This is a genomic window from Gillisia sp. Hel_I_86 (assembly GCF_007827275.1).
GTDB lineage: Bacteria > Bacteroidota > Bacteroidia > Flavobacteriales > Flavobacteriaceae > Gillisia.
Genome location: NZ_VISE01000001.1, coordinates 2114884 through 2137037, shown reverse-complemented (window position 1 = coordinate 2137037; position 22154 = coordinate 2114884). Strand labels below are relative to the sequence as shown.

15 protein-coding genes are annotated in these 22154 nt (G+C 37.2%); 5 read left to right on the top strand and 10 right to left on the bottom strand.

Features of this window, described 5'->3' with window-relative positions:
* The first annotated feature begins 88 nt into the window (after nucleotides 1-88).
* The 3 genes from JM83_RS09645 (at nucleotide 89) to rlmB (ending at nucleotide 5647) form a co-directional block, all read left to right on the top strand.
* Nucleotides 89-3358 carry a SusC/RagA family TonB-linked outer membrane protein gene (locus JM83_RS09645; protein WP_144961612.1) on the top strand — a complete coding sequence of 1090 codons (3270 nt, stop codon included), beginning with the start codon at nucleotides 89-91 and terminating at the stop codon, nucleotides 3356-3358.
* 7 nt (nucleotides 3359-3365) lie between these two features.
* Complete coding sequence (locus JM83_RS09640) at nucleotides 3366-4823, top strand: SusD/RagB family nutrient-binding outer membrane lipoprotein (RefSeq protein WP_144961610.1); 1458 nt, start codon at nucleotides 3366-3368, stop codon at nucleotides 4821-4823.
* Nucleotides 4824-4909: 86 nt separating this feature from the next.
* Nucleotides 4910-5647: a 23S rRNA (guanosine(2251)-2'-O)-methyltransferase RlmB gene (gene rlmB / locus JM83_RS09635; RefSeq protein ID WP_144961608.1), complete on the top strand. Its 738-nt coding sequence runs from the start codon at nucleotides 4910-4912 to the stop codon at nucleotides 5645-5647.
* Between the two features lie 168 nt (nucleotides 5648-5815).
* On the opposite strand, the gene JM83_RS09630 is transcribed toward rlmB, so the two are convergent.
* Both JM83_RS09630 and JM83_RS09625 read right to left on the bottom strand, forming a co-directional pair.
* On the bottom strand, nucleotides 5816-6370 hold the full coding sequence (locus JM83_RS09630) for an REP-associated tyrosine transposase (RefSeq protein WP_144961606.1): 555 nt from the start codon (nucleotides 6368-6370) through the stop codon (nucleotides 5816-5818).
* 173 nt (nucleotides 6371-6543) lie between these two features.
* Complete coding sequence (locus JM83_RS09625; protein WP_144963730.1) at nucleotides 6544-7275, bottom strand: rhomboid family intramembrane serine protease; 732 nt, start codon at nucleotides 7273-7275, stop codon at nucleotides 6544-6546.
* A gap of 569 nt (nucleotides 7276-7844) precedes the next feature.
* Here JM83_RS09625 and JM83_RS09620 point away from each other — a divergent pair.
* Nucleotides 7845-9119: a replication-associated recombination protein A gene (locus tag JM83_RS09620; protein ID WP_144961604.1), complete on the top strand. Its 1275-nt coding sequence runs from the start codon at nucleotides 7845-7847 to the stop codon at nucleotides 9117-9119.
* A gap of 268 nt (nucleotides 9120-9387) precedes the next feature.
* Here the strand turns inward: JM83_RS09620 and JM83_RS09615 are convergent, their stop codons facing one another.
* The 8 genes from JM83_RS09615 to JM83_RS09580 form a co-directional block, all read right to left on the bottom strand.
* Nucleotides 9388-10233 carry a hypothetical protein gene (locus tag JM83_RS09615; protein WP_144961602.1) on the bottom strand — a complete coding sequence of 282 codons (846 nt, stop codon included), beginning with the start codon at nucleotides 10231-10233 and terminating at the stop codon, nucleotides 9388-9390.
* Nucleotides 10234-10402: 169 nt separating this feature from the next.
* Entirely contained in the window at nucleotides 10403-11809 is a 1407-nt protein-coding gene (locus JM83_RS09610; protein ID WP_261376420.1) for a DUF5723 family protein, read from the bottom strand.
* 3 nt (nucleotides 11810-11812) lie between these two features.
* On the bottom strand, nucleotides 11813-12364 hold the full coding sequence (locus JM83_RS09605; protein ID WP_144961600.1) for a hypothetical protein: 552 nt from the start codon (nucleotides 12362-12364) through the stop codon (nucleotides 11813-11815).
* 46 nt (nucleotides 12365-12410) lie between these two features.
* Nucleotides 12411-13100, bottom strand: a complete 690-nt coding sequence (locus tag JM83_RS09600; RefSeq protein ID WP_144961598.1) for a YjjG family noncanonical pyrimidine nucleotidase — start codon at nucleotides 13098-13100, stop codon at nucleotides 12411-12413.
* Entirely contained in the window at nucleotides 13087-14376 is a 1290-nt protein-coding gene (locus JM83_RS09595) for a DUF7033 domain-containing protein (protein ID WP_144961596.1), read from the bottom strand. Before JM83_RS09595 ends, JM83_RS09600 begins: the two co-directional genes overlap by 14 nt.
* A gap of 172 nt (nucleotides 14377-14548) precedes the next feature.
* The gene (gene radC, locus JM83_RS09590) at nucleotides 14549-15247 is read right to left on the bottom strand and encodes a RadC family protein (protein WP_144961594.1); all 699 of its coding nucleotides are present in this window, start codon (nucleotides 15245-15247) and stop codon (nucleotides 14549-14551) included.
* Nucleotides 15248-15416: 169 nt separating this feature from the next.
* Nucleotides 15417-16772 (bottom strand): UDP-N-acetylmuramate--L-alanine ligase, encoded by a 1356-nt coding sequence (murC, locus tag JM83_RS09585; protein WP_144961592.1) that lies wholly within the window; start codon nucleotides 16770-16772, stop codon nucleotides 15417-15419.
* A gap of 60 nt (nucleotides 16773-16832) precedes the next feature.
* On the bottom strand, nucleotides 16833-17714 hold the full coding sequence (locus tag JM83_RS09580; RefSeq protein WP_144961590.1) for a hypothetical protein: 882 nt from the start codon (nucleotides 17712-17714) through the stop codon (nucleotides 16833-16835).
* Between the two features lie 210 nt (nucleotides 17715-17924).
* Between JM83_RS09580 and JM83_RS09575 the strand changes: the two genes are divergently transcribed.
* Nucleotides 17925-22130, top strand: coding sequence for a gliding motility-associated C-terminal domain-containing protein (locus tag JM83_RS09575; protein ID WP_144961588.1), 4206 nt, complete (start codon nucleotides 17925-17927; stop codon nucleotides 22128-22130).
* Nucleotides 22131-22154: the final 24 nt, after the last annotated feature.

Sequence of the window (22154 nt, the reverse complement as noted above, 5' to 3'; positions counted from 1 at the left end):
AAAACAAGACAAAATATCTTGCAATATTCCTTGCTTTATTAACATGGTTTTAGCATTTTTGGCATGGCTAATTCAAATAAACTAAAATATGAAATCAAATTTAACGCGATTTTTAACGCTTTTACTAGCGTTAATTGTGCAAATTAGTTTTGCACAAGAACAAACGGTTACAGGAACCGTTACAGACGATGAGGGGCTACCAGTACCTGGAGTCAACATTTTAATTAAGGGGACCAACACGGGGACCCAATCAGATTTTGATGGAAATTATTCCATCAATGCATCACAAGGACAAGTTTTAACTTTTTCATTTGTTGGATTTGAAAAACAAGAAGTGACAGTTGGCACATCAAGTACTATCAATGTAACTATGACTGCAGGAGAAATGCTGGAAACTGTGGTTATTAATGCCTTAGGTATTGAAATTGACAAAGCAACTCAGGCATCTTCGGTTTCAAAGGTTGAAGCTGAAGCAATTCAGTCTTCCGGTGAAACCAGTATTACTAAAGGTCTTGCCGGGAAAGCATCTGGAGTTCAGATTATAAGTTCTTCAGGGGATGCCGGATCTAGTGCATTTATCCAAATTCGGGGACAAAGTACTATTACTAGAAGTCTACAACCTCTAATAGTTGTTGATGGTATCCCCATTAGTAATGATGAAATTGGCAATGGGGTTGATGGTGTAACCCAACAATCACGTTTAAATGACCTTAACCCAAATGACATTGCAAATGTTCAAATTCTAAAAGGGGCGTCAGCAGCTGCATTATGGGGTGCAAGAGCTGGTAACGGTTTGATTGTGATTACAACTAAAAAAGGTAAAGGTTTAGCAAAAGGGGATCTTAAAATTTCTGTTTCTTCAACAATTAGTTTTGATGAGACTAATGATGTATTAGATACTCAGAATATTTTTGGGCAAGGTAGTAACGGGTCTTACGCAGGTGGGACTACATCAGGATCATGGGGAGACAAAATCAGCCTAAGAAACGGTGGTGCAGATGAAGTTGATACAGCATCACCAAATTATTTTGTTGCTAGAGATGGAACCGCTTATTATCCTATTATCGCAAAAAACAGTACAGAGAATTTTAACGATAGCAACTACGATGCCGTAATTAACGAGGGATTATTCCTTGAAAATAACGTAAGCTTAAGTGGCGCTACGGATTCTGGCAATTATTTCATGAGCGTAAGTGATTTAAAGCAAGATGGAATTATTGAAAACAATGATTATAACAGGGTATCACTTAGATTAAATGGAGAATTTAAGCTGAATGACAAGATTAAATTTACAGGAACATCTACTTATTCCCAAGTAAATTCCAATCGTATCCAACAAGGATCTAATACCTCAGGGTTACTTTTAGGACTTTACAGAACCCCTGCAGATTTTGATATTAGAGATTATATAGGGACAAAATATGCTGGGGGCGTAATAAGCACAACTAACAGTCAACGTGCATACAGAAGAGGATTGGGAACTACAGATAGACAATCCCCAATTTATAACAACCCATTATGGACAACTAATGTTCAGAAAAACCCTAATACGGTTGAACGCTATATCATGGGAGGACAATTTAACTGGAAGGCTGCAGACTGGGTGACTTTTATTGCTCGTGCTGGGTTGGACCATTATACTGATGAGAGAAAGAGTATTTTCCCTGTAAATTCATCTGAAGCCAATGGTAGCGGAAGTGTTTCTGAATCTTTGATTACACGTACTCAAACAAACATCGACTTTATTGCACAAGGTGGTTTTGATTTAACCGATAGGTTTGATTTTGGTTATTTATTAGGAATGAATTTTAACAGAAGACTTAGTGAATCTCGCGGAGGTGGTTATACTAATTTCATTCTAGATACGCCAAAAGTGTTTTATGACAATGCCGTAATAGCAAACAGATCTACCTTTTTGGGGGAAAGTGAAGTTAGAATTTCTGCTGGGTATGCTCAGGCCAACCTTAGCTTTGACAATATGTTATATTTGAACTTAACAGGAAGAGCTGAAACTGCATCCACTTATGGAGATGGAAAAACATTCTTCTATCCATCTGCAGAATTTGGATTTGAGTTCAACAAATTATTAGATGACAGGTCCACATTCTCCACAGGTAAATTAAGGTTGACTTATGGTCAGGTAGGTATTGAGCCTGCTCCTTATGCAACACAAACCTATTTCGTGAATGCAGGCGACGGAGAAGGATATGGTCCCGCTTATGATGCAGGAGCCTATGATGGTTCTTTCGTAAGAAGTAGTGTTCAAGGAAATGCCAACCTAGAGCCCGAAAAGAAAACGGAATATGAAGCCGGTTTAGATTTAGGTTTCTTTAACAATAGGGTAACAGTTGGTGCAACTTATTATGCCAACGAAACTGAAGGAGCATTGTTTACAGTAGCTCTTCCAGGTTCTACTGGTTTCTCTGGGCGATACAGCAATGCTGCATCTCTTGAAAACAAAGGTTTCGAAGTTGATTTCAGTATAGATGTTATTAGGTCTAAAGATTTTAATTGGAATATTTATGGGAACTACTCTACGAACGAGAATGAGGTAACTTCACTATTAGGAACTGAATCTTTATTCTTGGCAGGGTTCACAGGAGTATCTTCAAGAGCAGTAGTAGGAGAAGCTGTTGGTGTGCTATGGGGTGGACGTTTTGATAGAAATGATGATGGTTCATTAGCATTAGATGCAAATGGTTTCCCAACGGTTGCTTTAACTGAAGGTGTTATTGGTGACCCAAACCCTGATTGGAGAGGAGGTCTAGGAACATCTTTTACTTATAAAAATATTACTTTAAGCACACTATTTGATGCTTCAATTGGTGGAGATATATGGGATGGTACTAATGGGGCTTTAAACAACTTTGGTAGAACCCCGGAAACTGCAAACGAAGTTACTGTAACTGCAGCAGAAGCAGCAAGTATTATCAATGTTAATGGATCTACATTAGCTTCTAGACCACAGGCCGTAACAAATGCAGATGGAACTGTAACTATTCGTGGTAATATTGAGGATTTTGGAGCAGGACCTAGATTATTAGACCAATCATATTACTCCGGTATTGGAGGTGGATTTGGACCAGTGGGAGAACAATTTATTAAAGACGGATCTTGGGTAAAATGGAGACAGTTAACTCTTTCCTATAACTTCAAAAATCAGGCGTTAAAAGATGCTATAGGATTTACGAATGCTGAATTCTCTGTAACTGGAAGAAACTTATGGTACTGGTCTAAAGATGATTTTGGCCAAGATCCAGAATCCAACCTTACAGGTGCTTCGAATGGGAGGGGTTTACAATATTTTAACAACCCAAATACTAAGTCTATTCTAGGTTCTATTACAATTAATTTCTAAAAAAAAAATGATGAAAAATAAATTATTGATACCGGTGCTAGCCGCTGTAATATCATTGTCATCATGTACTAGGTACGTAGATGAAATAAATGATGATCCTAACCAACCAACAGATGCTGGTGTTCCTAACCTAGTTCAAGGGGTGCAATTATCCAATCAATTTTGGCAATCTGGAGAATCGAACAGATTAGCCATGTTATGGCTTAACCAAGCTACTGGAGCCGATCGCCAGTATATTGCTCTAAATGACTGGAACACGGCTCAATCCACCATTTTTGATGGAATTTGGAATGAGGCCATGGTTAATACTATTAGTCAAGCTCAAGTTTTACAGGAAAAAGCTGAAGCTTTAGGTAATACCTCTACTTTAGGTATGGCACAAGTGTTAGAAGCTAATGCTTTTGGAACGTTAACCTCTTTATTTGGGGATATTCCATTCTCCCAAGTAAATAAATTTGAAGAATTCCCAAACCCAGCCTATGAATCACAACAGGATGTATATGCCGGAGTTCAGAATTTGCTAAGTGATGCTATTTTGAACCTTACTGATGCCTCTGGTGAAATCAAGAATGATTTGGTATATGATGGAGATGAATCTGCTTGGATAGCTCTTGCCTACACTCTAAAGGCTAGATATTATTTACACGTTGAGAATTATCAAGAGGCTTTAGCAAATGCTCAGTTTGGGATTTCTTCTGCAGATGGAGATTATAAAGCAGTTTATGGAACTTCATATGGAGCAGATTTTAATCCGTTTTATAGTTTCCTAGTCTATGATAGGCCAGGGTACATGTCAGCTGCAGATGCTTATGCACCCCAATTATTGGATCCAACTACAGATCTATATCGGGGGAATGCAAAGACAGATGAAACTGCTAGATTTAATTTCAACTATTTAGATTATTTTGAATATTATAATAATGGATATGAATTGAATTTTCTTTCTCTTTATGACTGGGGTTACCCAGACGGTAAATTTGGAACAGAATCTGATATGCCTCTGGTAACATATGGTGAAAATTTATTAATCATAGCAGAGGCTGAAGCAAGATTGAATGGTTTAGAAGCAGGTATTACTGCATACAATGCATATAGAGCAGAACTAGATGCTGGTTATTCAATTGGAACAAACAATGATGGGTATGCAGGTGTGGATGAGCCTTTTAATTATGATGACTATGAGGCTGCAGATTTTGCTTCTGGTGGAATAGAAAATGCCGATGGGAAAGATCCTGTTGCTGCATTACTTAGAGAGATCTATGAAGAGCGTTATGTTTATTTTAATGGTCATTATGAATCTTTTACAGATTTCAACAGAACAAATAACATTGCAGAGATTCAATTAAAGCCAGGATTTACTGGTAATGCAGAACGTTTTGTTTATCCTCAAGTTGAAGTAAGTGGAAACTCAAGTGTTCCATCTCCTCTTCCGGGAGTTCAGGATCCTACTCCTGTTCATCAATAAGAATAAATATTATATTTTTTAAAACCCACCTCCAACGAGGTGGGTTTTTTTATTGCTAATTTTTTAATTATCCTATCTTTGCCCCTATGGAAGAAAATACTACAATTTTTGGGATTAGAACGGTGATGGAGGCTATTCAAAGTGAAAAGAACATCGATAAGATCTATATCCAAAAAGGGCTTAATAATCCGCTGTTCCAAGAACTATTATCATTGATAGGTAAAAGGGGTTTTAATATTTCCTATGTACCTGTTGAAAAGTTACAAAAGCTTACCCAAGGAAACCATCAAGGAGTTGTAGCCAAGATCTCCCCCATAGAATTTCCAGATATGGAGGAAATAGTGCAAAAAGTATTGGAAGATGCCTCAACCACTCCCCTTTTCTTGCTTTTGGATCAAATTACAGATGCCAGAAACTTTGGGGCGATCATTAGAACTGCGGAATGTTGTGGAGTTCACGCAATCATTATTCAAGACAAAGGTGGCGCACCTGTGAATGCCGATACCGTAAAAACTTCTGCAGGAGCTGTATTTAATATTCCTATATGCAAAGTAAGCCATATTAAAGATGCCATTTATTACCTCCAAGGATCTGGGATCAATGTAGTGGCCGCAACAGAAAAAAGCGATCAATCTATCTACGAGACAGAATTGAACAAACCCATGGCTTTGGTAATGGGCAGTGAAGGACGGGGAATTAACCCTTCAGTATTAAAAATCGTGAACGATAAGGCCAAATTGCCCATGTTTGGAAGTATTGGCTCCTTAAACGTTTCTGTAGCCTGTGGCGCTTTTCTATATGAAATCGTAAGGCAACGCTCTTAAATAACACCGCACGGAATGCAATTCCGCACTATACTCAAACAGATTGCGCGGATTTGTAATTAGATAGCTCGGATTTGTAATCCGCGCGTACACTGTGATAACGATCGCGCAGATTTTCAATCCATGCTTTAACAAAACCAATAGCGCGGATTTGCAATCCGTGATTAATCAAAACAAATCCAATAATACAACTTCCAAATCATTCTCTAAATCTGCATAATTCCTTGCAGAACTGAAATAATAATCTTCAGGCAAAGCTACAATTTTGGCTTTTACAGGATTATTATGGATATAATTGACTTTTTGCTTTATAAACCAATTGGATTTCACGATTTCGGCATGATAGCCATTTTGCCAGACTTTGTATTGTTGTTCCCTTTTTAGATGTTCACAGGATTTTTTAAAATAATTCAACATCCACTCTCGGCGACTTTCAGGTTCTTCATTAATTGTTTGAATAATTTTCTTGGATGTAAATTTTTTAAAATCCCTAATGATGCTAGACAAAATAAAACCGTTTGTACCTTGGCAGAGTAAATGAATGTGGTTAGACATTAAACAATAGGCATAGATTTCCAATCCTTTGTTTTGTTGACAATACTGCAAGGCATTAATAATAACTTGTTTTTGATTTAGCCTTGTAAAAACATCTATCCAACCTACCGTAGTGATGGTTATATAAAAAGCTTCTTCAGTTGTTGTAGCTTTGTATTTTGTTGACATTGCAATGCGCTTTTATCAAATTTATACAAAAACATCTACATCGTTAATGTAATTAGTAGTTCGCTGTATGGTGGTGGAAATTGGCCTACAGGACAAAATGAAAGAAAAAACAGCACGGAATACAATTCCGCGCTAGCAATTCCGCACTAGCATTATTTTCGCGCTGGCATTGCCTATTCTTTTTCTTTCTTGTTCTCTTTGAAAATATAATTATAGGTCGAATCTAGGTTTTCAGGTTCCTCTCCAGTTTCTATGAAATTGCCATGTTCATCAAAATGGCTCATGAAAACATCTTTTTCTGGATTATAATCTTCTTTCTCCCATTCATATTTTGGGTTTTTTATGATTTTTTGCCGAAAAATAGATGCTAGAAGCAGTCCCACCCCCAATCCAGATAAATGACCTTCCCAAGAAATTTTGGGGTCTACCGGAACAACGAACCACAACATCCCTCCATAAAGAAAAACCACAATGAGCGAAAGGGCTATTAATCTATAGTATTTTGAAAAAATGCCTTTAAAAAATAAAAAAGAGGCCAATAAATAGATAATTCCACTGGCTCCTATATGATTGGCCGGCCGGCCTATGACCCAAGTAAAAAATCCAGTTAAGAGCAAACCCACGAACAATACCTTCCAACTAATGTTTCTATAAAAATAGAACAGCGCCATAGTTAAAATGAACAACGGAATTGTGTTATGAAAAAGGTGTTTTATATCTGAGTGGATAAAGGGTGAAAAAAGGATCCCTCTTAGACCTTTTAAAGTTCTTGGTTGAATTCCAAAATGATTAAAATCGAACCCAAACCTGATTTCAAACCAAAAAACCAGCCATATAATTAGAATGAACAATAACGGATAGGCGATTACTCCTGTAGAAAAAACAAATGGCTGACGTTGCTGCAACATAAATCCAATTTATAACATTAATTTTTTTGTATATCCGTAAAGTATCATAAAATGATAAATAACGTCATTCTGTTCCGAGAGCTATCGGAATTGTTTCAGAATCTTATAACACTAAGAATCAACATAGTAAATTGAGACCCTGAAATAAATTACCATTGACGTATTTTTATTTATTTGTGAATCCAAGACCCTGAAACCAGTTCAGGGTGACGATGCGGAATTGTCGTCATGCTGAACTTGTTTCAGCATCCCATCAGCTTATATAAAAATACGTCCGTTTCCTACGCTAGATATTTTTTTTTATTACGGATCTCAGGTGACGAAACAACGATAGGACATAAAACGGACATACAAATCTGAAATATGATACTTTTCAATAGCAAAAGCCGTACATATTTTGGCGCATTGCCATTTTGTCAACAGAACAATCAAGAACCTCGGGGCAAGCCCACGAGGAATGTGTTGGAAAATATTTTTAAAAAATTCGAGGCAAGCCTCGAGGAATTAAACCCTCAATGAGGGATTAAATATCCTAAAAATGAAACCTGATTTCCTACCTTTGTGATATGAACGAACCTCTTGCAGAACGGTTAAGGCCCAAAAAATTAAGCGATTATTTAAGTCAGCAGCATTTAATAGGAAAAAATGGTGCACTTACACAACAGTTAAAACAAGGAATGATCCCTTCCCTTATTTTATGGGGACCACCGGGGGTTGGAAAAACCACCTTGGCCAACATCATAGCAACCGAAAGCAATAGACCGTTTTACACGTTAAGCGCCATTAATAGTGGGGTAAAAGATATTCGTGACGTAATAGATCGTGCCAAGAAAGGGGAAGGCCTTTTTACCACCAAAAACCCCATCTTATTTATAGATGAAATTCATCGCTTTAGCAAATCCCAGCAAGATTCTTTATTGGGAGCTGTGGAAAAAGGTTGGGTCACTTTAATTGGTGCTACCACCGAAAATCCAAGTTTCGAAGTGATTTCCGCACTGCTTTCCAGATGTCAGGTCTATGTTTTAAAACCTTTTGAAAAAGGAGACTTAATTGCATTATTGCATCGGGCGATTGCAGAAGATACTGAAATAAAAAAGAAAAGCATTAAACTTACCGAAACCGAAGCTTTATTGCGTTTAAGCGGGGGCGATGCACGAAAATTATTGAACATTTTTGAACTCTTGGTAAATTCTGTAGAAGGATCCATCGAGATTACCAACGAACTAGTTCTTGAGAAAGTTCAGCAAAACACGGTTCTTTATGACAAGACCGGAGAACAGCACTACGATATTGTTTCGGCATTTATAAAGTCCATTAGAGGGAGCGACCCAAATGCAGCTGTATATTGGCTTGCCAGAATGATAGAAGGCGGGGAAGATGTAAAATTCATCGCCCGGAGAATGCTTATTGCAGCTAGTGAAGATATTGGAAATGCCAACCCAACAGCCCTTATCATGGCAAATAATACTTTTCAAGCCGTGACAACAATTGGGTTTCCGGAATCCAGAATTATTTTAAGCCAGTGTGCCATATATCTTGCCACATCCCCAAAAAGCAACGCGTCCTATATGGCAATCAATGCTGCGCAAAGCATTGTAAAAGAGACAGGAAATTTATCGGTTCCTTTACCTATAAGAAATGCGCCCACCAAGTTGATGAAAGATTTGGGATATGGGGACAATTATAAATATGCCCATAATTATGAAAATAATTTTGCCGAAGCGGAATTTCTTCCGGAGGAGATTAAAAATACCATATTTTATACTCCTGGCAACAACCAGCGGGAACAAGTGCAAAGGGAATTTTTAAAGAAGCGATGGAAAAATAAATACGATTATTAGAGATCCCTCCTACCGTCGGGATGACAATAAAACAGTGCTGTCATTCTGAAAGCAGGGAAATGGATTGAAGAATCCCTATGGAACAGGATTATCTTTACTAGAAATCCCTCCTACGACCACCATCGAGACGTCGGGATGACAATAAAACAGGATTGTGATTCTGAAAGCAGTGAAACGGATTGAAGAATCTTTATGGAACAAAATTAACTTTACTAGAGATCCCTTCTCCCCCTAGCCATATGGGGACGGGCCAACAATCCAGTTCATTTTAATTCTTCAGCTTGTAAATTTTAGTAGAAGTAGTGTTCCCATTTTCTGTAAGAATTTCAACATTTAAATTTCCAGACTCATCAAAAAAGGCGATTCCTGTGTTCTGTAAAGTTGAATAAATAAAATGATTAGCACTTCCTGTTTTTACGAGCTTGCCAAAAGGTTCCTCCATTTCCTTTTGAACCAACTGAAAACCATATTCGGTCTGTAAAAGGTAAACTTCCAATTCCCCTGAAAAATAACTTCTTTTATTAGAAACGCGTTCCAAAACTTTGGTTTCTTTTTGTATTTTTTTAGGAATGGCAGATACTATTACCTCTTCCACTTTGCCCTCTTGTTTTATTTCTTTTGCCGGCCCAGGGATATTCCTAATTTGTGTTTCGGGAACCTCTTCCTTTACTTTAGCCGAATTTCCATCGTACTTATAATTGATAGCCTCTACATAATTAAATGCATTCCTAAGAGCTTCCTGATAGGCCTGTTTAAAGTCCTTTTCTTTACTCTTCCCCTCTTCTGAAGTGAAAACAACTTGGTTTCTACAATCCTTCAAAAGCACTTGTAACTTTGTTTGGAACAACCCGCTATCTTCAATAACATCTGCATAAAGTACATTGCATGAGTCCATCGATAGATCTGATGGTTTTGATTCGCTTGCCATAAACGCAGTAAACCCATACTTCTCGAACAAAAACTTCGCAAGCTCATTCATTTGGTATTGGTTAGGTTCCTTTAAAAAATCGAACCTATCGGGAACTACCACATATTTATACGAATTCAAATTCTGCCCCAGGCTAGTAAGACAAATACCAAGAAGCAGTGCGAAAATCAAATAGGTCTTTTTCATTGTTTGTTATTTTTCCGTAAAGTACCACAAATTGCTAAGAACGTCATTCTGTCCCGAAGTGTTGGGAGTTCTAAAACCTCATAACAATGTAAATAATTAGAATAAGTTGAGATCCTTAAATAAATTCAAGGTGACGAAATAACTATTATGACAAAAAACGGGTATACATTTATTTTTTAAATATAAACTGCATTCCAAATTGTATGGAAGCACTTTGTGATTTTGCAAGGTTTAAATATCCAATCAAATTATCTGCTGCAAGATAAAAATTAAATTTTTTAATTTTTGTTGAGACCAACAAACCTACATTATAATATGAAAAATCGTCTACGGTATAAGACACTTTTGCTCGAAAGTTATTTGAAAATTTCCTATCATAATAGGTGGTTAAAGCATAGTTCATGGTCCTGGGCCGCTTTACGCCAAAAAGATGTATCCCTATTAGATTGAAATTCCTACGCTTATAAGTCCTTAAATAATCGCAAGTTTCAAACATTTCCTCAAATCCAAATTCTATCGCAGCATTAAATTTAACAGGCCTCCAAGTTTTATATTCCTCATTTACGGTTTCATCCTTTAAATTCCTATCTACCTCATCTTCAAAAAGGTCCCAATAGGGTATGGTATTATTGCTAGGAGCTATATCTGGAAACAAAGGCTCTATCCCATCTGTTTCATAATCTCCATAGTACAAATAATTTTCTACATCGTACTGTTGATACATCATACCAATATCCAAAATAGAAGCGGTAAGCCTTAAATTGTCCTGAAGATTATAAGACGCCCCCAAATCTACCCCAGCGCCAATATTTCCACCAAAAAAAGATCGTTTTAACAAATCACGAGTAGATTCTTGTACTGTTCTGCCCGTATTGTTTAAAGAAGCATATCCAGAAGTATTTACCCTTATATCTATATTCTCTGCAAAATGCCTATAAAAATTTGGGGTATTGGGATCGTCCCGGGTTATGAATTTTCCCGAATTATTTGTGCTTGCGACATTGAATATTCCAGAATACAACTTAGCTCGTGCTCCAATGGTTAATTTATCATTTATTTTTTTATTGAGCCCGAGATGATAGACCGTCATGATCTCTCCTGTAAAGGCAACATCAGAAAAATCAAACGGGACGTTTAAATACGCATTGTTACCTTCATTCACCAATAACGCCGGGTCTTTTGGGAAATACGCGAACATATCCATTTCTTGGTACACTCCAGCAGAAAAGTACTGCCCATTGTTTAACCTCCAACCAAAAGAAAGGACTTCTAATTGTTGGTTCAGTGTGAAATAATCGTCCCTGGTCAACCTTCTAATTGCGGCACTTACCTTTCTATTTACGTCTGGCTTGGAATCATCAAAAATATCGTATAAATTAACTCCCGATGATCCGGCCGAGATATGGAATTTGGAAAATAAGGGAATTCCAATATGCCCATCGAAATTCACGTTTGCACCAGGATTGTTGAGCAAGGATTGTGGCAAGCCCCGCACGTTATACAACAACTGCTTATTCTGTGCTTGGCAAAGTGTAATTCCCAATAATATCGTAAAGCAGGAAAGGTATAATCTCATCCGCTAAAATTCAAATGAAAAAAGTCCCTTTGATTCAAATTTTAATTCCCCTTCGAAAGGATCCGTATCAGGTATTACTTCGATCTCCACCACCATTTTAATGGATTTTTTTATAACATCAATCCGTTCGTTCCCAATAAACTCTATCCAATCTGTAACCGCTGGAGCATCTTTGTTTCCTTCAGCAATATCAAAGCTCACAGCATGTTGTACCCTATCATTTTCAGAAAGAAAAGAGATTTTATTCCTAAAAGATTGCGGGAAGGAATTAGTGTACTTAAAACTGAATTCCACCGTTACCAGATCATCCTGGATGTAGCTATCATCCAAAAATTCCAATCGCACCGTATCGCGAATAATTGGTACAAAAGCTCCAGTGTCCTTATCCAAAAAATCTTCGTTGGTTACATCAAAAACCAATAAACTTACCTGAAGGTCTGGGGTTAAGGCAATCTCTTCTGTTTGGTCCAGATCTACCCCTTTTACACAAGAATGCAACACCACGCTAAAAAGCAGCAGTAAAATGGGGGTTTTAAGTAGTTTTACAAAAGACATCAGGGGACAATTCTTTTAGTGAAACGAAGATATAAATTCTTTATTGCTATAAATACATTTCCAGCTCTTTTAACTTTTGGATTTGAGGCACTTGCACAGTTTCAAGCTTTCCATAGTAATCGAAATAAACGGCATGCAAACCTGCATTTTTCGCGCCTTCAATATCGGCTTCATAACTATCGCCAATCATGACGGAATTTTCTGGAACGGCATTGGATTTTAGAAGGGCTTTTGCAAATATTTGTAAATGTGGCTTTTTCACCCCAGCTTCTTCAGAAGTTGTAATAGTATCAAAATAATCTGCAATCTGGGAGTTTTGCATTTTGTTATGCTGAATTTCTTCAAAACCATTTGTAATAATATGCAGCTTGTACTTAGGCTTCAAATACTCCAAAATCTCTTTGGTATCTTGAAGCAAATGGTTAAAACCGGGCAAAACACTAATGTACCTATTTGACAATTTATCTATTGATTCATCTGAAATTTGAATTTTCAAAGCATCGAAACTATCCCGAAGCCTTCCCACACGCAAAAGCTCTTTGGAAACCAAATTATTCCGATACCTGGCCCAATAGTCAATATTAATAGGAATGTAGGCCTCTAGAAAATCCTGAATTTCCAGGCCTATGTTTTCTTCCTTGAAAATCACATCGAAGGTCAATGCCGAATTTTTATCGAAATCCCACAACGTATGATCCAGATCAAAATAGACATGTTTTATGTTATTGAATTTCATGTATTTGCTTTAATAATGAATAGTGATATTTAAAATTTGAATATTCCGAAAAATCCCTGTTTTTAAAGATCGTAAGCATATTTCCTTTCACATTTTTTAGATCTTTCATTATTTTAAGAACAACTTCCTGTAGTTCATTGGCTTCATAAATCCGTGTCGCCTGGGAATGAAAAACATAGGGATGAACCTTTAATGGGGTTGTTATTTCCAAATTGATGTCGTAGAACAAAAAGGGCAAACTAGTTCCTGCCCTAAACCCAATTGTCTCTGGATACCCCATAGAATAGTCATTGGGGATTTCCAGTTCGTTCAAAAAACCATAATGCTCTGGCAACATTAAATTGTACTTTGTATTTATAACATTTTGCAAAGGTCCGTGGATAATGTTCTCAAACCGCTTTTTTTCAACCTTTAAAGCTTCAATATTAGAGATCGCAAAATACCCCAATCGCAATCCTACTATGGAATAATCTGCAACATATTTAATAATTTCGCGGTAATTCAGCCTATTGTAATTAATATTTCTGTCGTAAGCATTAAAATTGCTTAGCTGAAACATGAAATTTAAGTTGATCTTATGTTTTTTTACCAATGAGATTAGGTCGTCAAACACATTATAAGGGTCTTTTTTGAACCTGAGCTGCACTTTTATCCTATCGGAAACCCGAGAAAACTTCAACTTGCCCAAATCTATTAAGGTTCCTGTTACACTTCTTAAAAATCCTTTATTCTGAAAATTAAAAACGTGGCTTACAGAAATTACAGAAGTCGATTTATATTCACGCTTCTTAAAGGATATTTCAGGAAATCTGGATACCAATAATTTTTTGAATTTTTGAATCCAAATATCGATGACAGGGGAATTTAAAAACCCTTTTTTAAAAGCCAAACTTTCCAAAGCCGGGAACCTTCCAAAATCGTCTTTAACATGGGGCAAATATTCTTCGTACCGGGAAAGCAAATAAAAGGAGGCCGCGAAAATATCGAAAGGCAGATCACTGTTTTCTGAAACCGGGAAAAAACATTTAGTCTCTTCCCAATCTTGTACTTTTATTTCTACATCACTAAAACCTTGTTCTAATAAAAGATCTACATTCTGAAAAAACAGTTCGTTGCCAAGCCTCTTTTTGCCATAAGAAAACTTCATGCTTTCGTACGCAATAAACTCTTCTATTTTTGAAGTGATTTTAAGCTCCACACCCAGCACGCGGGTACAAAGGTGCTTAAAAGCGTAGGTTATCCTGGGAGTTATTTTTTGAGTATAAATTAAAAGCATTGTAAAGGGGAATTTTGTATATCCGTTTTTTATCCTATAGTTGTTTTGTCACCCTGAATTTATTTCAGGGTCTCTATTTACTGTATTGATTCTTAGTGTTATAAGATTCTGAAACAAGTTCAGAATGCCGTTATTTTTTATTTTATAATACTTTTCGGATATACAATTGGAATTACATCAATCCTTCGTCGGCAAAGCTAAAATAGGACTTTTCGGTAACAATAAGGTGATCCAGGATCTTAATATCCATACTTTCGGCAGCAGTTTTAAGCTTTAGGGTTAATTGCTTATCTACCTCGCTGGGTTTTAAATTTCCAGAAGGGTGATTGTGGGCAAGAATCAAGGAAACTGCGCCCAATTCCAAAGCTTTGCGGAGCGTAATACGCACGTCCACCAAGGTGCCTGTAATACCACCTTTGCTTATTTGGAATTTTTCAAGGATCTTATTGGCATTGTTCAAGTACAAGATCCAAAACTCCTCGTGCGGTAAATCCCCAAGAATAGGTTGCAGAACCTCGAAAACGGAATTACTGGACGTAATTTTTACGTTTTCTATCGCATCTTCAGAACGCCTTCGTCTTCCCAACTCCATTGCTGCCATAATTGAAATGGCTTTAGCCTCTCCTATTCCCTTAAATTCCATAAGTTGAGAAACAGATTGCTTTCCCAATAAATTTAGATTGTTCTGGCTTTTTGAAAGGATTTTCTTTGATAGCTCTACTGCACTTTCTTCCCTGCTCCCCGAGCCGATTAGAATTGCAATCAATTCTGCATCTGTTAAGGAGAGCTTTCCCTTTTGAAGCAATTTTTCGCGAGGCCTATCATCTATGGCCCAATTTTTAATCGTGAAGGGGATTTTAGTGCTACTCATGAAATTCGTTTATATAAATATAAACAAATCAGGCAATTGCGCTTAGTTAAATTTTTTAATAGAAAACCTGAATTATGTTATCAACTCCCGCAAAGAACAATCTTTGCGCCCTAATTTTAAAAATTAGAGATCGCTATTACAGTTATATGCTCCATAAGGTATTAAATTGTTAAGAAACCCAATTTTTGATTTCATTAAAATCCAGTCCACCATAATTCCCACTGCTCATAAGCAACAGCACTTTATTTGAGTAATCCATGTTTTTTAAATGAAGTTGAAATTTTTCGGGATTGGTAAAAACTGTTAAATCTGATTTTCCGAATGCTTCAAAGATCTGCGACTCTGTAATTGGGGGCAACTTTTTTATCTGAAGTGCTTCCGGAGAGAAGAAAACTATGGCTTCATCGGCACTATTCAAACTAGAATTATACTGTTTTAAAAATTCAGGAGTTAAACTGCTATAGGTATGCAACTCCAAACAAGCAACCAGGGTTTTATTAGGATATTGATTTTTAACCGCTGTAGTTGTAGCGATCACTTTGGATGGACTATGCGCAAAATCTTTATATACGAGCATATTGTTGGTGCCTACTATCTTTTCCAATCTTTTGGAAGCGCCTTTAAATGTGGAAATAGCTTCATAAAAATCATCTTCATCAACGCCCATATGCTGACAGATCCATTTTGCACCTGCCAAATTGTTAAGATTGTGCGCTCCAAACAATTCCAGTGGCAGCTCGCCTTCTGGAGTATTTAATATTGTTGTTCCGTCTTCTATCGAATACTCTGGGGTATTATATCCATGTTTGCGAATTTGGTTAGTTGTATTTTCAGCAATTCCAACAAGCTCAGGATCCTCCTCATTATAGACCAGAATTCCACCACTAACTATGGAGTCCACAAAAATTTCGAATTGCTCTACGTAATTCTCATAAGTGGGAAAAACATTCACGTGATCCCAAGCAATTCCGCTCAATAAGGCAATATTAGGCTTATAAAGATGGAATTTTGGCCTTCTATCTATAGGTGAAGAAAGGTATTCATCACCTTCTAAAAGAATAAAATCGTTTTCTTCGGTTAAATGAACCATGGTTTCAAACCCTTCCAACTGGGCTCCCACCATAAAGTCAATTTCTTTTCCATTATAATGCAAAACGTGCAAGATCATAGAAGTTATGGTAGTTTTCCCATGGGAACCCCCTATAACGACCCTCGTTTTATGTTTGGATTGTTCAAATAAAAATTCTGGATAAGAATATATTTTAATACCTAAATCGATAGCCCGAAGCAGTTCTGGATTATCCTTTTTTGCATGCATTCCAAGGATAATTGCATCTAGGTGTGTAGTGATCTTATTAGGAAACCATCCGTTTTCATCAGGCAATAATCCTGCATTTTTAAGTTTGGATTTTGAAGGCTCAAAAATGGCATCGTCGCTTCCTGTTATTTTATTTCCTTTGTGATTTAGGGCTAGCGCCAAATTGTGCATTGCGCTTCCGCCAATTGCAATAAAATGAAGGTTCATGAAATGAAATTTGAGACAAATATAGGTATTAAAGCATATTTTAAAGAAGATAAAACCTATTTATAGCTCTTGAATCCGCTCCCTTTCTTTCAAAGCTTCTTTAAAATCAGCCTTAAGCGTTAGGGCTTTGTCAATATATCCCAAAGCGTCCCGTTTATTTTTAAGATTAGCCATAATCTGGGCCTTTCTTAAGTACACCCATTCCATAGAATAAATATCCTTATAACTGTAATTTTTTGTGTACCTCTCTAACAAGTCTAGACCATAATTAGGCTCAACACCAAATTCTGCAGCGACTTTACCGAGCTCATAGTTAAGAGAATTAGTATCTGTGGCTTCACCCGAAGACTTATATTTTTTAAATGCCTTTTTATAATAAACCAAAGCATCCTCGATATCCTCATTCTCCTTTACGATAAAACCTTTTGCTAAATATGCATTAACAGGACATAGATCTTCCAGTTGATTAGCGTATATCAAGGCTTTTTCTTCGCTCCCACCCAAAAAACCGGGTAATTTAACATATAACTCTACAAGAGCCCGTCTAGATTCAATTTGAGAAAGATCTTGTTCTGCCGCCAGTACCAAATGTTTCTTAATATCTGGAATATAAACTACGGCCTGAAATCTTGAAACACTCAATGCCTTCATTCCCAAAGCTCCTCCATATTTTAGATTAAAGCCTGCATTCTTAGGGTGAGAAACAACCAGTTTCTTATAATATAATATAGCAGTATCCCAATTTTTTTCGAAACTTGCAATATCCGCTAATAATTCAAAAACCTTAAGATCTATATTATTTTTATTAACTTGTTCTGTAAGAAGGGAGTTAGCTTCGCCTATTTTCCCTACTTCTAAATAAGAAATTGCCCTATCTGAAACGGTTTGGGAATAGGATGCTGAAATAAATAATATGAGTGGTAAAATAAGAATTGTTTTCATAAAATCGAATGTAAGAAATTAATGTCATACATGATCCTTACCATACAGCGCTCGGAGCATCAGATTAACAAAATATTAACATCGTTATTTTTTGGTGTTAAATTAATACTTAAAAAAACCGGTATTGTAGAAAAATATTGCAATATTTGTGTTGCCTTTTATGGTCATTTATTAACTAAAATATTTAATGTTAAACTTAACACCTAGCCTATGCAAAATTTTACATTAGGGAAGAAGGGATATAGCATGCTCCTTTTCGCCCTTATTTTATTAATTGGAAGTTCGTCCACTTACGGGCAAGCTAACTGCCCGACTGTTAGCGACACGTCGCAGGAATTCTGCTATTTGGCCACTGTTGCCGACTTAGAAGCCACTGCGAATGGGGACGGAGTTAGATGGTACAGAACAGAAACCTCTAACACCCCAATTCCAGAAAATGAATTACTGGAAACACGACCATACTACGCCGGAAACAACTCTGGAACATGTCGTCCAGGAAGAGTGCGGGTAGACGTTACTGTAGATGATATTGGCGTACCTACTGCCGACTTTGGTAATACTTACGCTCCTTGTGAATATGCTCCGGGAGGCACTAGCACGGTTCAAGATTTAATTGACAGTGTAAATGGGAATGAGGTTGAGATATATGATGAGGAATATAGTGGAAGCCCTTTAGCTCCAACTACTCTTTTATTAGAAGGCAACAGCTATTTTGCCGGACAAAGAAATCCATCTACCAATTGCCCTTCAAGTCGTTTAGCTTTAAGATACGACCCGGTATTAGCCCTCGCGCCAACTGCAGATCCAACACAAACTTTTTGTCCTGGAGCTACCGTTGCAGATCTTGTAGCACAAGCTACTAGTGATAATCAAACTGCATTTAGATGGTATAGTACAAGTACTTCCAATCCTCAGCTAAGTAGCACTACACCGCTTATAAATGGAGAAACCTATTACGCTAGCCAAATTGTAAATAGGGTAAATAGAGAACTTCCTCCATGTGAAAGTAGAGATAGAGCACCAGTGACCGTAAACTTTCAAGACGTACCACCGGACCAAACCACCCAAATATTTTGTATAGATTCAGATGATGCTTCTACTAAACCAAGGGTTGAAGATTTACTTTCTCCTTATGGTACCCCGTTTTTTGCTGATGAAGACTTTACAATATTATTGAACCCACAAGCATTTTTAAGAGATAGTGAAGATGAAGGAGCTTTTTACTTTACTGCAAATGGAAATCCTGATAGTTGTAAAGTGACAAAGGTTACTGTTGATCTTGTAGAAATTCCAAATGCTGGAAGTGATGTTAATGAAACTATTTGTCAATCCGCATTAACCGATGCAGCCTCCCTAATTGAAAGATTTAATGAATTATTGGTTGGTAGGGATCCTGGAGGTGAATTTACAAATTCCACTCTTACCGATCTTATGAATCAATTCATTGATAATCCAATTGGCACCTTTACAACCACATATACCGTAGCTACTGGTAGTTGTACAGATTCCGCAGTAATCACAGTTAAAGTGGAAGCTCCTACCCCTGTAGAAGCTGGAACTATTGACGATTTTGATGTTTGTAGCAATGGTGATAGTATTACTCTGTCATCTTTATTAAGTGATGATGCTACTACAGGAGGAACTTTTAGAAATTCAAGTGATGAAGTGGTAACAAGTTTTAATCCACAAACCGCAACTCTTGAAGTTAATGATTTTACATATACAGTGAATGGAAGTGTAGAAAACTGTACGACAGGCACAGAAACAGAAGAGTTTACCATCACAGTAGAGGAAGCTCCTAATGCGGGACCAGATATTACAGACTCTATTTGTATAACTCAACTTGAAACATTAGCCGCCAGCTATAATCAATTAGATCCTGATGCTACTATATTGGCAATTTTAGATCTCTTTGGTTGGAATGGCGATATGGATGGTATTTTTGATCCTAGTAGCAATGAGTTAGCAGATGATTTTATAGCTTTCTTTAACAATCCCAATAGACCTAGCTCATTTGTACTAAATGCTACTTATACAGTAGAATCCGGAAATCCCGTTTGTTCAGATGACGTTGCACAATTTTCAATTACAATAAATAACACTCAGGTTGCGAATGCAGGTGGAGATCAAACTCCCCCGGCATATTGCATAACCAATGATCAAGAAGTGCAACTGAGTAGTTTATTAGGAGCAGGTGCAAATACATTTGGTACTTTCGAATTAGATGGCGAAGAAATCGTTTCCTTTGTTCCAGCTCAATTAGGAGTAGGTGAATTTGAAATTACCTATACTGTAAGTGGACTTGAAGATTGTGCTATTGGTACAGAAACAGCTACTATTACAGTTACGGTTAATGACCTTACTGAAGCGAATGCAGGTGGAGATCAAGCTCCCCCAGCATATTGCATAACCAATGACCAAGAAGTGCAACTGAGTGGTTTATTAGGAGCAGGTGCAAACACATTTGGTACTTTTGAATTAGATGGCGAAGAAATCGTTTCCTTTATTCCAGCTCAATTAGGAGTAGGTGAATTTGAAATTACCTATACTGTAAGTGGACCTGAAGATTGTGCTATTGGTACACAAACAGCTACTATTACAGTTACGGTTAATGACCTTACTGAAGCGAATGCAGGTGGAGATCAAGCTCCCCCAGCATATTGCATAACCAATGACCAAGAAGTGCAACTGAGTGGTTTATTAGGAGCAGGTGCAAACACATTTGGTACTTTTGAATTAGATGGCGAAGAAATCGTTTCCTTTATTCCAGCTCAATTAGGAGTAGGTGAATTTGAAATTACCTATACTGTAAGTGGACCTGAAGATTGTGCTATTGGTACACAAACAGCTACTATTACAGTTACGGTTAATGACCTTACTGAAGCGAATGCAGGTGGAGATCAAGCTCCCCCAGCATATTGCATAACCAATGACCAAGAAGTGCAACTGAGTGGTTTATTAGGAGCAGGTGCAAACACATTTGGTACTTTTGAATTAGATGGCGAAGAAATCGTTTCCTTTGTTCCAGCTCAATTAGGAGTAGGTGAATTTGAAATTACCTATACTGTAAGTGGACCTGAAGATTGTGCTATTGGTACACAAACAGCTACTATTACAGTTACGGTTAATGACCTTACTGAAGCGAATGCAGGTGGAGATCAAGCTCCCCCAGCATATTGCATAACCAATGACCAAGAAGTGCAACTGAGTGGTTTATTAGGAGCAGGTGCAAACACATTTGGTACTTTTGAATTAGATGGCGAAGAAATCGTTTCCTTTGTTCCAGCTCAATTAGGAGTAGGTGAATTTGAAATTACCTATACTGTAAGTGGACCTGAAGATTGTGCTATTGGTACACAAACAGCTACTATTACAGTTACGGTTAATGACCTTACTGAAGCGAATGCAGGTGGAGATCAAGCTCCCCCAGCATATTGCATAACCAATGACCAAGAAGTGCAACTGAGTGGTTTATTAGGAGCAGGTGCAAACACATTTGGTACTTTCGAATTAGATGGCGAAGAAATCGTTTCCTTTATTCCAGCTCAATTAGGAGTAGGTGAATTTGAAATCACCTATACTGTAGAGGGGGCCGAAGATTGTGCTATTGGTACAGAAACAGCTACTATTACAGTTACGGTTAATGATGTTCCTGATGCCCCAACAGCAGATGCAAATCAATCATTCTGTTTAATTGACAATCCAACGGTAGCAAATATCGTTGCAACTGGAGATAATGTTATTATCTATTCCGATGCAGATTTAACTACGGTTGTGGATAGTACAACAGGATTAATCAGCGGTACAACATACTATGCCGTATCAGCAAACGATGATGCAAATTGTTCATCTGATGCTACTGAAATAACTGTAATTATAACAGATCCTGCAGCACCAACGCTTTCTTTTGAAGGTGATGAATTCTGTAGAAGCGATAACCCAACTGTTCAAGACCTCATCACTAACTTTAGCGGTGCTGGAGTTTTAATATACACTTCCTCAACTGGTGGTTCCTCTCTTGCAGCTACTACTGCCCTAGAAAATGGAGTTACATATTATGGAGCTTCTGTAGATGGAACTACGGGTTGCGAAAGTTCAGAAAGACTTGCGGTTGTTGCAAAAGTAGAATTCTGTGGAATCCCAGAAGGCTTCTCTCCAAATGATGATGGAATCAATGATAGGTTTGTGATCCCAGATATCGCTGAAAACTTCCCTAATTATACTATCGAAATATTCAATAGATGGGGGAATTTAGTATTCAAAGGAAATGCAAGTACAGGAGATTGGGATGGTATTTCAAATCAGTCAGGGACATTAGGAAATGATGTTTTACCAGTAGGTGTATACTTCTATATCCTGAATTACAACGACGGACAAACACCTCCGGTACAAGGAAAATTATATTTAAGTATATAACTAAAGGATAAACATTAGAAAGAA

Bases quoted from the DNA above. Each gene is read 5' to 3' on its own strand.
- JM83_RS09645 (WP_144961612.1), top strand. From the start codon at position 89: ATGAAATCAAATTTAACGCGATTTTTAACGCTTTTACTAGCGTTAATT.
- JM83_RS09640 (WP_144961610.1), top strand. From the start codon at position 3,366: ATGATGAAAAATAAATTATTGATACCGGTGCTAGCCGCTGTAATATCA.
- rlmB (WP_144961608.1), top strand. From the start codon at position 4,910: ATGGAAGAAAATACTACAATTTTTGGGATTAGAACGGTGATGGAGGCT.
- JM83_RS09630 (WP_144961606.1), bottom strand. From the start codon at position 6,370: ATGTCAACAAAATACAAAGCTACAACAACTGAAGAAGCTTTTTATATA.
- JM83_RS09620 (WP_144961604.1), top strand. From the start codon at position 7,845: ATGAACGAACCTCTTGCAGAACGGTTAAGGCCCAAAAAATTAAGCGAT.
- JM83_RS09615 (WP_144961602.1), bottom strand. From the start codon at position 10,233: ATGAAAAAGACCTATTTGATTTTCGCACTGCTTCTTGGTATTTGTCTT.
- JM83_RS09610 (WP_261376420.1), bottom strand. From the start codon at position 11,809: ATGAGATTATACCTTTCCTGCTTTACGATATTATTGGGAATTACACTT.
- JM83_RS09605 (WP_144961600.1), bottom strand. From the start codon at position 12,364: ATGTCTTTTGTAAAACTACTTAAAACCCCCATTTTACTGCTGCTTTTT.
- JM83_RS09600 (WP_144961598.1), bottom strand. From the start codon at position 13,100: ATGAAATTCAATAACATAAAACATGTCTATTTTGATCTGGATCATACG.
- JM83_RS09595 (WP_144961596.1), bottom strand. From the start codon at position 14,376: ATGCTTTTAATTTATACTCAAAAAATAACTCCCAGGATAACCTACGCT.
- radC (WP_144961594.1), bottom strand. From the start codon at position 15,247: ATGAGTAGCACTAAAATCCCCTTCACGATTAAAAATTGGGCCATAGAT.
- murC (WP_144961592.1), bottom strand. From the start codon at position 16,772: ATGAACCTTCATTTTATTGCAATTGGCGGAAGCGCAATGCACAATTTG.
- JM83_RS09580 (WP_144961590.1), bottom strand. From the start codon at position 17,714: ATGAAAACAATTCTTATTTTACCACTCATATTATTTATTTCAGCATCC.
- JM83_RS09575 (WP_144961588.1), top strand. From the start codon at position 17,925: ATGCAAAATTTTACATTAGGGAAGAAGGGATATAGCATGCTCCTTTTC.